This window comes from Paenibacillus sp. FSL R10-2748 (assembly GCF_038005565.1).
GTDB lineage: Bacteria > Bacillota > Bacilli > Paenibacillales > Paenibacillaceae > Paenibacillus > Paenibacillus polymyxa_B.
Map to the genome: position 1 here is coordinate 39,562 of NZ_JBBOTK010000008.1, position 13,763 is coordinate 53,324.

Here is a 13,763-nt window from a genome sequence, read left to right on the forward strand (position 1 = left end):
GGAGACACCCCTCATGCTTTTTCAAAATCGAGAATCGTATCCTCGGAGAAATCATAGCCCAGCTCATTCATCATGCAATAATCAAGTAAGGTATGCCTAATATCATTTTTGACTACCGAACAATGACTTAGCTTCTTTTCTTTGGACAAGGTATGCAAATCATCTGCTACAGCAACACACAGCGTACAAAAACGGAAATTCCAACAGTTTTTACATGCATCCTCCGTGATTGTCCCTACATTCAAAATCTGGCTGATTTTATCCACTTCAAAGCCTGTGTCCACCTTTCCAATCTGCACCACCTCCGACTGCTCACTGACCCGTTCACATGGATAGAGATTTCCATGCACATCCGCAAACAATCGCTGTACACCAGGCACACAGGGTCCACCATGATGCGCTTCTATCGGCATTCCCGCAGAAGGCTTTCTATAATGAAACATTCGGAAATACATCTGAATATAATAGTCCTTAATCAGCTTGGAGACATGATTTTCATCTACTCTTCCAAACTTGGAAAGCATCATTTTAACTACCTCATAGCCTCTCTGCTCAATAAATTCATTTCTGTACAAAATTTCATCCTTCACATAAGCATCGTTAATGTAGGACGACCGTACACTGTACAGACTTTCGAAGGTTTCATAATTCGTATAAAAATCATTGATACATCCAAAATCATTACGGGTATCCAGCACCACATTAAAATTAATCCATTCAAAGAGGTCCGGGTAATTTCTCTTAATTTTATCCACATTCGCAATAATCGTATCGAAGGTACCCCGCCCGTTAACAGCAAATCGTCTGTTTCTGTCATGATTCTCTTGATCTCCGTCCAGACTGATCGTAAGCACAAAACGATGTTCATCCAGAAAGGCCAAAATATCGTCATTAAGCAGCGTACCATTGGTCGTCAAATGAAAGCCTACATCTCTATACGCTACCTGCTCCTTGATATATTCCACACACTTCTTGACCAACGGAAAATTAATAAGCGGCTCTCCCCCATAAAAACCAAAATCCAAACGGTCACTGTCTACTGACCTATCAATGACAAAATCAATACACTTGCGCGCTGTCTCAAAATCCATCATCAGACTGGTATGACCTCGATTGTCATATCCTCCTGAATAAACGCAGTAAGAGCATCTAAGATTGCAATTTTGAGTTACCTGTAAGGTGAGGGTCTTCAGCTGATGCTGAAGCATATGCTCCAGGTGCTTTGTCTTGGGATGATTCATAATCTGCGGACGCTGTGAAGATAAAAATCCGTTATCCAACAAGTCACGGATATAGTGCTGCAATTCCGGTGTAGCCTCCATCTGATCCAGGTCGAAGCTGGAATGCGAATTCAGAAAATGGTAGGCCTCCTCTTTAATCCGCAAGATCAAGTTGGTATTTACATCATATGCATAATGGTGGAGTCTCGTCTGAAATGTGTATATAAAGGGTTGGCACATGTTCATGATTCACACCTACTCTGTTTTGATGTGGACAGAAGCCTGGAATGCCCAGGCTCCTCCATACAGATACAAGCTTAATAATTACCAATTCCAGTTCCGTTATCTCTGCGATAAGAACCGTCACTTTCACGCTGAGTATTGGAGCTTCGAGTCAAACTGCCTGCGCAATAACAGGAGCAAGGACAATAACAGGAACAACCACAGCCAAATGCCTCAATCGTGTCGCCTACATTCGTGCTTCTTTTCACAAGCTTACGCATGTTAAACTACTCCTCCCATTCATGATATGATTTAAAAAGGTGTTCACCTATACTAATTCCGTACATGGTGTTAAATCACACTATGAAAGCGTTTGTTTTTTTCATCATTTTATGGAGACCTCTTCTTCCCCTAATACCCATCCTCTGTATTCTGCATGACAGGTCATAAAATGGGAGTGTGATCCTATTTGGGCTGGTTCGCCGTTCTCCAACAAAATAACTCTATCGACATGCGCTAATATCTCGCTGCGATGTGTAACGATGATTACGGTCTTGTCACGCAACCGGGTCTTCAACAATTGCTGAACATTTAGCCTAGCTGCTGTGTCTAGATTGGAGGTCACCTCATCGAGAATAAACAAGGGCGCTTCCCTGATCAATGCCCGGGCCATAGCAATTTTCTGTCTTTGCCCACCCGACAATCTGGAGCCATTCGAGCCTATGGGGAAGTCATCTGCCGAGTTCCGAACCAATTCTTCCAGACCAACCTCCGCGATAATGGCCTCTATTGCATCATTAGTGACTTCTGTGCCTATGCGGATATTGCCAAAAATAGTAGTATCAAATAAATACACCTGCTGACTGACCAAAGCTATTTGACTTCGATACTCATCTATTTCATAGCTTTGAATGTCAATGCCGTCATAAGTGATTATCCCTTGATCAGGCTGGCTGAATCTCATAATCAGATCCAGCAACGTAGACTTCCCTGCCCCATTTGCTCCAATGATAGCTACTTTTTCCCCTCGGGCAATCCTAAAGCTCACGTGGGGCAGTACGGGTTCGTCCTTGGTATAGGAAAAAGAAACATTATGAAATGCAATGTGATCTTCGAATGGCGGCTCAGTTAGTAAAGACGCTGGAGTGAATGAATTAGATGTTTCTTCCTCTGCCCAATCCAAGAACTGATAATATCGAATGGCGGAGGGAACGACTTCAGCCAGCATATAGCCAATGTTTAAAATAGCGAATACAGGAGTGGTAACATAAGCACTGTAAGAAACAAAGGCAAAAATCCCACCTACAGTAAGCTGTAAACGAAAGATAAGATTAGCACCCACAACGTACAAAAGCATCATTAGAAGCTGAATTAGAATAGATTCCGAAGCGATATTCCAGGCGTCCAGAAGTGATAATTTCCGTTCTGATTCTACAATTCGACGCTGCTTGGATGAGAACTGCTGATGCTTATGTGGAATAAGACCAAACATTCGCTGTTCCTTCATGCCCCCGACAGATTCCCCAAACCACTGGGCAAAATCACTACTGCCTTCAATTAAATCCCCCACCAGTTTTTTTCTACGCTTCACAAAATACTTCACCACAACATATTTGATGGGTAAAAAGCACAGCACGATTACAGTCATTTTCCAGTTAATGAGCAGCAAACCACATAAACCACCAATCATGCTGAACGCCTGCATAATGACAAAAAATACTCCACTATCTGTGATCCTCGATACATTGCCTACATCCGTGCCAATTTGGTTCAGCAGCTCCGCTTCATTGGTTCGGTTAAAATAACTCATTCGTACTCTTGTCAGATGCAGATACGCCTTTTCAAATAATGAAAAGGTAACCTGTGCGCTTAAGCCTGCCCGAAAGGTTTCTTTACACACATTCAGCAGCTTATCCAAGCAAACGATTAAAAACGCAGCAGAAGTGTACAGGATTACAGCCTGCATATTCCCTTTCAGGAGACCTTGATCCACAATAATCTTGCTTGTTAAAGGCAATAATATATTCAAGCCCGCTGATAGGATGAGACATATCAAAATGATAGTGACCGTCTTCAGATAAGGTCTAAATGTTGCTGCCAAACGTTTATATACTATGGATTCTTTCATCCTTCCCCCCCTTTCACCAGGTGCACCCTCTCCCCCTATTAACTAATTCCGTATCAGAATCAAAATCACCCTAAAATATCTTTTAACTGTTCTAGTAATTCCACATTTACGAGATTAAATATGATTTATGTCATTCTTGAAAATTGGAATTAATGTATATGATTGGCACATACAAAAATCATTTATTTTTTTATCCGTCCAAAGGGGGCTTGAACAAATGCCGACTACGATGGTTATCGACTGTTGCAAAGAGGATCAGTGCAGAGGTAGTTCCAGATGCTTTTACAGAAAAATTTGTGAACTTTATCTGAGTGAGGTATATCGTTTCTGTATGCATTTAATCAAGAATCAGTCTTGCTTTACATTTATGGCAGAAGAATGTACACAAGATACTTTTGTAGCGGCAAGACAGCAATTGCTCAAGCTCAAACATCACCCCAATGTAAAGGGTTGGCTGTACCTTACGGCTAAAAATCTTATATATAAATCATTTAGGTGCTACTATACACAAAAAAAGCATGAAACTACGCTTGAATGTGAGAAAATCTGTAGTTTTTCAAATTCGGTAGAGGAGGAGTGGGAAAATCGTAGATTGGGAGATGTGGATACGGTTATCGTTAATATTCTAATGCAGCTTTCCAACAATGAATATACACTCTATGAAGACTACTTTTGTCGACAACTGGCTGTGCCCTTGCTCGCTACCAAATATAATATTTCGGTTACGGCTACAACGACTCGAATCTATAGACTGAAAAGAAAACTTCGTACATTGTCCCATCAATATTGTCTAACTCATATATAAATATATCTATGTACAGCAAAAACAGCGGAGCCCCTCTCCCAAAGAGAAGCTTCGCTGTTCGTTCTTGTGACTATGACTTGTATTCATACTACACTATTACTTAATCCCCGAAATCGTGTAGTTCTCAATAATATACTTTTGGAAAACAATGAAGATAATCATGATCGGAACGACCATGAAGGTCGAGCCTGCCATTTGAAGAGCAAATTGACTTTCGTTCTGCCCCTTGAGCAGTGACAGCCCGACGGACAAGGTGTACAGCTTCTCATCGTTCGCAATAATGAGCGGCCACAGGAAGCTATTCCATCCACCGATAAAGGTTAAAATGGCCTGTACTGCCAGAATTGGTGTCGAGATAGGCAATACGATTTGCAGAAAAGTACGGAACTCCCCTGCTCCATCAAGACGTGTCGCCTCCAGCAGTTCTTCCGGGATATCGGACATGAACTGCCGGAACAGGAAGATCGCGAACGCACCTACCAATCCAGGAAGGACAATCCCTAGCATGGAATTGGTCAATCCCATCTGGTTCAGGATCAAATAGACGGGAATCATCGTCACTTGACCTGGAATCATCATCGTTGCCAGTACCAGGTAGAACAGAAACCCTTTGCCTTTAAATTGGAATTTGGCAAAGCCATAACCCGCCATGGCATTCAGGAATAATCCGAAGAAGGAAGCTAAAACAATGATCAGCGTATTCGTCAGATAGGTTCCAAAAGCCATGCTATCGAATAGTAATTTAAAATTATCCAGTGTAAAATGCTGCGGCCAGATGGTCGGAGGAATTTTGGTTACCTCACCCTCTGTCTTAAAGGAGGATAATATCATCCACGCAAAAGGCAGCACCATCAACAGACCTCCCACGGTCAGGAGAATCGCCACGAACCATTGAAATGTTTTTTCACCACTGCGCGTATTGGCGCGGGCTTGCTGAACAGCTGTTTTCACGTTCATCACCTCTCTCTATCAGGACTCCGCTTTATTTTGCAAACGGAACTGAATCAGCGTCACCGCGATGATCGCGAAGAACAGAATGAACGATCCCGCCGCGGCATACCCGAATTTACTAAATTGGAAGCCGTTATTGTAAATGAACAGGGATGCTGTCAGCGTGCCATCGAGCGGTTTCCCTTTAGTCATGACAAACGGTTCCTCGAAAAATTGCAGCCAGCCAATCATCGTCGTGATGGACACGAAGAAAATAGCGTAACGAAGCTGCGGAAGCGTAATATAACGAATTTGCTGCCATGTATTGGCACCGTCAAGCTGAGCCGCTTCATAATAAGAACCCGGAATCCCTTTAATAGCCGCAATAAAAATAATCATGTTTAAGCCGATGCCCCGCCAAACTGCCAACACAATCAACGAAACCTTCGCTACTGTTGGATCGGTCAGCCATGGGACGGGACCTAAATTCATTAAACCAAGTACATAGTTGAATAATCCAAGCGTCGGATTATATAGATAGCTCCAAACGACTGCGACCGCAACCACATTCGTTACGGACGGTAGATAGAACACGACGCGGAATACTTTAAAAGCACGTGATTTACCCATGTTAATCAGAATCGCGATGCTAAGTGAAAATATCAGCACCAACGGAACACCGATGATGACGAAGAACAGCGTATTACCAAGGGACTTTATAAAGGAAGGGTCCAAAAGCACGTTCGTGTAATTTTCCAATCCTATAAAGCGAATACTTTCATAATTAACGAGTCCGGACAGATCCATATCCGTGAAGCTGATCACGAGCGCCAGTAGTATCGGCAACAACGAAAACAGCGTTAACAGGATGATGGAGGGACCGATAAACAAGTATGGCGCAAGCTTCTGCGAGCTTCCTTTCATGCCTTCACTCCCTTTGACAATGGCGGATATGGATCATTATTTTTTCATAATACTTGCAGCCTGCTGATTAAAGTCATCCATTTCCTTCTGTACGTCCGCTTGACCACGGTAAACACGCTCAAAGCTCTTGATGAATTGTTGAGAAACCTCTTCCCATGCTGCCAGTTGCGGCAATGCTGCGGAATGGTCCAGCTGTTTACGAATAGTTTGAAGCATCGGATCACTCTTAAGCTTGGCGTCTTCCCACGATTTAGTAGCCGCAGGCAAGTTACTGGACAGTTCCATCCATTTTAGCTGCGTTTCTGGTTTGCTCATGTAAGCCATGAATTTGGCCGACTCCTCTGGGTGCTTGCTGAATTGCATAATTGAAAGGTTCGCTCCACCCAAAACGGACAGGTTGTTTACTTTGCCAGGAAGCTCCGCTATATTCCACTTACCTTCCAGTTCTGGTGCCTTGCTCTTGATTTCTTTAATCATAAAAGGACCACTGATAAACATTGGAACGATACCATCACCTTGCAAACCTTGAACAGAATCAATTCCAATATCCACTGCGTTAGAGCCATTTTGGAAAAAGGTATTCAAATACTTCACAGCATCTACAAACGGTGGTTGGTTGAACAGCGGATTGCCCTGCTCGTCAACCAGTTTGGAACCGTTCTGGAGAGCAAACATAAAGCCCATAGACTGCTCCTTTGCACTAAAGGAGATACCATATTTGCCTTTGCCCCGAGCCGCCAGCTTTTGGGCAGCATCGGAAAGCTCTTCCCACGTTTTAGGTGCTTCATTATATCCGACTTGTTTCAGTAGGTCGGAACGATAGAACAAAACTCTCGTTTCAGTGTACCAAGGCACACCGACCGGTTTCCCTTCAAATTTTGTCGTACCTACAGCACCCTCGAAGAAATTCTTCGATTCCAGTTCAGGATACTTGCTGACATAAGGTGTGATGTCCGTCAATGCGCCCGCAGCTGCAAGCTCCGGTACCCATGACGTGCCCAATTGGACCACATCCGGACCAGACTTCGAGGCAACAGCCGTTAGCAATTTATCGTGAGCGTTATCCCAAGGTAACGCCTGTACATCGACGTGAATATCTGGATTTTCTTTCTCAAAATCTTTCACAATTTCAGGCAACAGCTTTCCTTCCGCTCCCATGCCCCATAAGGTGATGGTCGTCTTGCCGTTCGCATCTTTACCGGACGAATCATCCTTGGACGAACAACCTACCAGCGCGCCCCCCAGTAATAAGGTGCTTGCCAAAATGATCCCCAACGTTCTTTTCATCATACGAATTCCTCCCGAGATGATCGGTTTACCGATCATGCAATATGATAACGGATTCAAATACGAGGATTTTGCGAAAATACAATTAGCGACTTCCAATGAACAATATATAGAACGAAATGGTCTCGTTCATCTATATATTGCATTTTGGAGCGACTGGAATCGAATCTTGCAAAATCCTGATGCATGTAAATACATAGCGATTAAAGCATACCGCTATAACACTTATGTTCAAAGCACAAGGACCATACCCGTCAATAGAAACGTTTCGATAGTCATTATAGAACAAATTGAAACCGTATTCAATAGGAATATTATATTTTATTCGCTCAGAATCCCCACTTTTTTTCGTTTATATCATCTTTATTACGTTATTTAGCCTATAAAAACCCCCTGAATTGGATTTGACTCTCCATTTGAAAGCGTATATAATCCAACTGAGTTCAACAATAGAAACGTTTCGATTAATAATACGACAGAATATTATGCTTTTATACTAGCTATTAGCCTGTTCAGCACTTTTTTGAATCAATTTTATCCAAAAAATCTCATGAATCTGAAAAAAAAGAGCTGTCCACCAACAATACAGCTTATGGAGGATTATGATGGAACAACACCTGAAGTCCTATTTAGAAAACATGACGCTTGAAGAAAAAGTCGATCAACTGCTACAGCTTGTGGGTGCCTTCTTTGAAGAAGCTGGAACGGATAGTCAAATTACTGGCCCCATGGCTTCTCTCGGCATCACAGAGGAAAATGTCCATAACGTCGGTTCCGTGCTTGGTATCGCAGGGGCCAAGGAAGCGATTCGTGTTCAGCAGGCTCATTTGAGTAAAAATCGTCTGGGTATTCCGCTTTTAATTATGGCAGATATTGTACACGGCTTCAAAACGATTTTCCCTATCCCGCTGGCCATTGGTTGCTCATGGGATATGCAACTTGCAGAAGAGAGCGCTACCATTGCAGCCCGCGAGGCGGCTGTATCCGGTGTTCACGTCACATTCGCTCCTATGGTCGATCTGGTGCGTGACCCGCGCTGGGGCCGTGTGATGGAATCTACAGGGGAAGACCCTTACCTCAACAGCGAATTTGCTCGTGCGTTTGTGCGCGGGTTTCAGGGTAAAGATCTGACGAACGATACCGACCGGGTGGCCGCATGCGTGAAGCATTTTGCCGCATATGGAGCTGGCGAAGGCGGACGGGATTACAACACTGTAGATGTATCCGCCTGGCAGCTGCGAGAGTATTATCTCCCCTCCTACAAAGCTGCTTTAGATGAAGGCTGCGAAATGGTGATGACGTCCTTCAATACCGTAGAAGGCGTAGCCGCAACGGGCAATAAGCGCCTGATGCGTGATTTGCTTCGTGATGAATGGGGCTTTGATGGTGTGCTCATCTCGGATTGGGCCGCCATCAAGGAGCTTATCCCTCACGGCATCGCCGAGGATGAGCGCGAGGCAGCGAAGAAAGCACTGCTGGCTGGCGTAGATATTGAAATGATGACCTCCTGCTATAACGGGCATCTGCCTGAGCTGGTTCGCAGCGGACAACTGGATGAAGCGCTCATTGATGAAGCCGTGATGCGTATATTGAAGCTCAAGCAAAAGCTGGGCTTGTTCGAAAATCCGCTACGCGGCGCAGACCCTGAGCGTGAACGTGAAGTTGTGTTCTGCGAAGCTCACCGTACGGTTGCCAAAGAATTAGCTATTAAATCTTGCGTGTTGCTCAAAAATGATTCCGTTCTTCCATTGAATCGCAATCAGCATATTGCGTTGATCGGACCTTTTGCAGAGAGCGGTGATATCCTGGGCTCTTGGTCGTGGAGTGGTTCGCAGGAGGAAGCTATTCGCGTTGTCGACGGATTCCAATCGAAAATATCCTCCTCGCTGCTCACGATTGCGACAGGTTGCTCTATCGACGATATAACTGAGGAGCAATATGCGGAAGCTCTGCAAGCAGCCAGCCAAGCAGAGGTTATCGTGTTGGCGCTTGGTGAGCGCTCCGATATGAGTGGTGAAGCAGGCAGCCGTTCCAATATTCGCCTGCCACAAGCCCAGTTGGAACTGGTGAAGCGCCTGAAGACGCTGAACAAGCCTATGGTAGCCGTATTATTTAATGGTCGTCCGTTGGATCTGCACGGTGTCATTGAAGAAGCAGACGCCGTATTGGAAGCCTGGTTCCCTGGTGGTGAAGGCGGCGCGGCGATTGCCGATTTGTTGTACGGTGATGCCGAACCTACGGGTCGCCTGACCATGTCATTCCCGCAATCGGTCGGACAGGTGCCCGTGTACTACAATCATTTTAATACGGGACGCCCGCAGTTAGATCCGAATACAAAAGAACGCTACGTGTCCCAATATCTAGACGTACCAAACGAACCTTTATTCCCGTTCGGCTATGGACTGAGCTACACCGATGTAGCCTATGACAGCGTACAGCTTTCCGGCGATACCCTTATACCCGGTCAGGAACTGACCGTTAAAGTGCAGGTAACGAACACAGGAACACGTCCGGTCGAGGAAACCGTCCAGTTCTATGTTCGTGATATCAGCGGTGATACGGTTCGTCCAATGAAAGAACTGAAAGATTTCTGCAAAGTCCTTCTTGCCCCAGGCGAAAGCCGGGAAGTGGAATTTGCATTGACCGAGCCTCAGCTGCGCTATCATCATGCAGATTTGAGCTTCAGTAGTGACAGCGGTGAATTTGCCGTCTTTACAGGACCTAACAGCCGAGATACTAGTGAAAGCCGTTTTCGGTTAGTGAAATAAACAGGAAAGTGAGGCGTTCCCTTTGATGAATACAAGTCTGGATCAAAATATTTTGCTACGAGCCGGCGACCTGTCTTTTACCTTCTTGAGCAGCGGTGATGTGTATAAGATCGCTCACGGCTCAACGATGATCAACCAACTGTTGACCAATTCAGTCGACGGTTCCTTGAACAATCTGTACTTGAGATTGTACCGTCCGTCCGGTGTAAGTATCACTCCCCTGCTTGGAGTTCGCTCACCGGGAGTCATCCGACAAACGGATCAGCAGATTATTTGGGAAGGTTTCACCGCTGGTGTAGGCTATCAGGTGACCTTCACGCTAAGCCGCCTGGGAGTATGGTTCTGGGATGTAACCCTACAGGGCGATGACGTGGAAGCAGATGTCGTGTACGGTCAGGATATTGGCATTGCCGATACCGCCGCTGTGCGCAGTAATGAAGCTTATTTGTCTCAATATATTGACCACACCGTCTACCATGATGAACAAAGAGGCTACACCGTTTGCTCACGTCAAAACCAGCCTCAAAGTCAGGCTTTCCCATACATTCAACAAGGCTCGTTAACCCGCACTGTTGGTTACTCGACTGACGGATTTCAGTTCTTTGGACTTTCGTACAAAGAAACGAATGAGCCGGAAGCACTCCATCGTGACTCGCTCGCCAATGAAGTGTACCAATACGAATTCGCCTATACCGCGTTGCAATCTGAGCAGGTGAAACTTGCCGGGGAAGCTCGCTTTACTTTTTACGGTCTGTTCCAGCCCAATCATCCAGCCGCAGTGACAAAGCTGGAGTATCAGGAGCTGGTGACAAAGGCACGTGACGAAGTAGCTACCGTTCTAGCGGACGCTTCCGAGACCAGTATACCGGCACACGCGGCAAGTGATCTTCAGGCAGGGCGTGTGGCTCCAGCTCAAACCATCGGTGAGCCGCTGCGCACGCTGGACTTAACCGCTGCCGAAGTGAATCAACTTTTCCCGAAACGGCAGGAAGAAGAACGGGATGGCGATGAACTACTTTCCTTTTTCACGGACAGCTATGAGCATGTCGTACTCAAATCCAAAGAGCTTCGTGTAGAGCGTCCCCATGGGCACATTTTAATGGGCGGGCATTACTCAGGAGGCAAGGAAGAAACCATTACAACCACCTCCTATATGTACGGGGTGTTCAATTCCCAGCTCGTGATCGGCAATACAAACTTCAACAAAATGATCACCAACGCGCGTAATGCGCTCAATATTCCCAAGACATCCGGTCAGCGTATCTATGTCGGAATCCAAGGGAAATACCGCCTGCTCACGATGCCTTCCCTGTTCGAGATTGGCTTTAATTATGTGCGCTGGTACTACAAAACGGCTGACGATACATTCATTATTACAAACCATACGAATGCTGATAGCCCAGAAGTACGGCTTCATATGCGTGTGGCAAGCGGCAAAACCTATCCGTTCCTCATCACTCAGCAAATGTCTATGCATGTGAACGAATATGAGCTTCCGTTTCATATGGAACATGAAGGTGACGCCCTGCTCTTCCGGGCAGACTCTGCTTCCCTGAGTGCCGAAGCCTATCCAGACCTGCTGTACCGAATGCACGTCGAGGGCGCTCCATTACAGCAGGTGAGCGACGCTCACGTACTGCTACAGGGTACAGCTTCCGCTGATGCGTCCCTAGTCGTGCTGGAGCTGGGTGACAGCAGCGAATGGACCTGCACCGTGCAGGGTTGGCTGAATGGGCTTTCAGCCGGGCAAGAATCAGCGCACAAAGAGCGTCACGCTTCCTTTGAAGATGAGCGCGAGCGCTATCGGGAATATTTTGCCGAGCTTATGAACGGTTTCCATCTGTCGCTGGGTCAACATGAAACGAGTGAGCTATTCCGTGTGAACGCAGTGGCTTGGTGGTACACCCACAATATGCTCGTTCACTACTCTGTGCCTCACGGTCTGGAGCAATACGGCGGTGCAGCCTGGGGAACACGTGATGTGTGTCAGGGGCCTGTGGAATATTTCTCAGCTACGCAAAAGTTCGACGAGGTTCGTTCCATTCTGCTGACTGTTTTCAGCCATCAGTACGAGGACAGCGGAAACTGGCCGCAATGGTTTATGTTTGACAACTATACTCACGTGCAGCAAGAAGAAAGCCATGGGGATATTATCGTCTGGCCGCTCAAGGTACTGGGCGACTATTTGACCGCTACCCGTGATTACAGTATTCTGGGAGAAAATGTACCTTACACCCATCGGCATACTTTCGATTATACCAAGCAGACCGCGACTCTCATGGAACATGCCCTGAAGGAAATCGAATATATTCGGGAGAATTTCCTTCATGATACGTATTTGTCGGCCTATGGCGACGGCGATTGGGATGATACCCTCCAGCCAGCCAATGCTCAGCTGAAGCAATACATGGCGAGCAGCTGGACGGTTGCACTCACCTACCAAGTTATTAGTAACTTTGCTGCTGCTTTGGAGCAGGCCCCCGCGGGTGTAGTAAGCGAAGCCGACAAGATTGCACAAGATCTACATCAAATGGCTAATGGCATCCGTAAAGACTTTAACCGCTACATGCTGGAGAGCGGAATTATTCCGGGCTTCGTGTATATGGAAGAGCCCGGCCAACCTAAGCTGATGCTCCATCCGTCTGACACCGAGACAGGAATCCATTATCGGTTGCTGCCAATGACACGCAGCATGATCAGCCAGCTGCTCACGCCTGAACAAGCATTGGCTCATGAGCAGCTCATCCGTGAGCAGTTCCTCTGCCCGGATGGTGTGCGTCTGATGAACCGCCCTGCACAGTATGATGGCGGTGTGAGCTCGCACTTCAAGCGTGCAGAGCAAGCGGCCAACTTTGGACGTGAGGTCGGGCTGCAATATGTGCATGCCCATATCCGCTTTGCGGAAGCGATGGCCAAGTTGGGACGCAAGGATGACGCTTGGCACAGCTTGAAGCTCATCAATCCGGTCGGCATCCGTGCGTCCGTACCGAATGCCGAATGGCGCCAAAGCAACGCCTATTTCAGTAGCTCGGACGGTAAATTTAACACCCGCTATGAAGCCCAGGAACGGTTTGGTGAACTGCGTGAAGGAGCCATACCCGTCAAAGGCGGCTGGAGAATCTATTCCAGCGGTCCGGGAATCTACATGAATCAGCTCATATCGAATGTCCTTGGTATTCGTCAATCGGGCGAAGACCTGATCCTGGACCCTGTGCTGCCGGATCATCTCGACGGATTGGAATTTGAATTTTCCTTTGCAGGAAAACCAATTACCTTCGTCTACCGCATGCTGCAAGAGCGTACTGGTAGTGAGCAAGGCCGTGCAGTATTGAACGGGACACCACTGGAAAGCGTGCCAGCCGATGATAATCGCTACCGCTCTGGTGCCTTGCGCATCAAACGTGAGATTTTCGAGCAGGCCTTAGCAGAACATGACGGTGTACACCGTCTGGAGATTATTTTATAAAGAGTTTTTGATG

The 13,763-nt window shown here is 46.3% G+C and carries 9 protein-coding genes; 3 read left to right on the top strand and 6 right to left on the bottom strand.

Features of this window, described 5'->3' with window-relative positions; all coding sequences use genetic code 11:
* Positions 1–11 precede the first annotated feature (11 nt).
* The 3 genes from ccpM to NSS66_RS21150 form a co-directional block, all read right to left on the bottom strand.
* The gene (gene ccpM, locus NSS66_RS21140) at positions 12–1,466 is read right to left on the bottom strand and encodes a Cys-rich peptide radical SAM maturase CcpM (protein ID WP_226887854.1); all 1,455 of its coding nucleotides are present in this window, start codon (positions 1,464–1,466) and stop codon (positions 12–14) included.
* A 71-nt stretch (positions 1,467–1,537) separates the two neighbouring features.
* Positions 1,538–1,723 (bottom strand): CLI_3235 family bacteriocin precursor, encoded by a 186-nt coding sequence (locus tag NSS66_RS21145; RefSeq protein WP_071559456.1) that lies wholly within the window; start codon positions 1,721–1,723, stop codon positions 1,538–1,540.
* A gap of 104 nt (positions 1,724–1,827) precedes the next feature.
* Positions 1,828–3,570: an ABC transporter ATP-binding protein gene (locus NSS66_RS21150; RefSeq protein WP_338533128.1), complete on the bottom strand. Its 1,743-nt coding sequence runs from the start codon at positions 3,568–3,570 to the stop codon at positions 1,828–1,830.
* A 229-nt stretch (positions 3,571–3,799) separates the two neighbouring features.
* On the opposite strand from NSS66_RS21150, the gene NSS66_RS21155 reads away from it, so the two are divergent.
* Positions 3,800–4,375, top strand: coding sequence for an RNA polymerase sigma factor (locus NSS66_RS21155; protein WP_256026514.1), 576 nt, complete (start codon positions 3,800–3,802; stop codon positions 4,373–4,375).
* 96 nt (positions 4,376–4,471) lie between these two features.
* Here NSS66_RS21155 and NSS66_RS21160 read toward each other — a convergent pair whose 3' ends face one another.
* The 3 genes from NSS66_RS21160 to NSS66_RS21170 are packed head-to-tail and all read right to left on the bottom strand — an operon-like array spanning position 4,472 to position 7,519.
* Complete coding sequence (locus NSS66_RS21160; RefSeq protein ID WP_023986622.1) at positions 4,472–5,326, bottom strand: carbohydrate ABC transporter permease; 855 nt, start codon at positions 5,324–5,326, stop codon at positions 4,472–4,474.
* 18 nt (positions 5,327–5,344) lie between these two features.
* A complete protein-coding gene (locus tag NSS66_RS21165; protein WP_023986621.1) occupies positions 5,345–6,229 on the bottom strand; it encodes a carbohydrate ABC transporter permease in 885 nt (294 codons plus the stop codon).
* A 36-nt stretch (positions 6,230–6,265) separates the two neighbouring features.
* Positions 6,266–7,519, bottom strand: coding sequence for a sugar ABC transporter substrate-binding protein (locus NSS66_RS21170; protein WP_160789038.1), 1,254 nt, complete (start codon positions 7,517–7,519; stop codon positions 6,266–6,268).
* A 602-nt stretch (positions 7,520–8,121) separates the two neighbouring features.
* On the opposite strand from NSS66_RS21170, the gene NSS66_RS21175 reads away from it, so the two are divergent.
* Together NSS66_RS21175 and NSS66_RS21180 are read left to right on the top strand one after the other, a co-directional pair.
* Entirely contained in the window at positions 8,122–10,284 is a 2,163-nt protein-coding gene (locus tag NSS66_RS21175) for a glycoside hydrolase family 3 N-terminal domain-containing protein (protein WP_340959789.1), read from the top strand.
* 25 nt (positions 10,285–10,309) lie between these two features.
* Positions 10,310–13,750, top strand: coding sequence for a GH36-type glycosyl hydrolase domain-containing protein (locus tag NSS66_RS21180; RefSeq protein ID WP_340959790.1), 3,441 nt, complete (start codon positions 10,310–10,312; stop codon positions 13,748–13,750).
* The last annotated feature ends 13 nt before the right edge of the window (positions 13,751–13,763 follow it).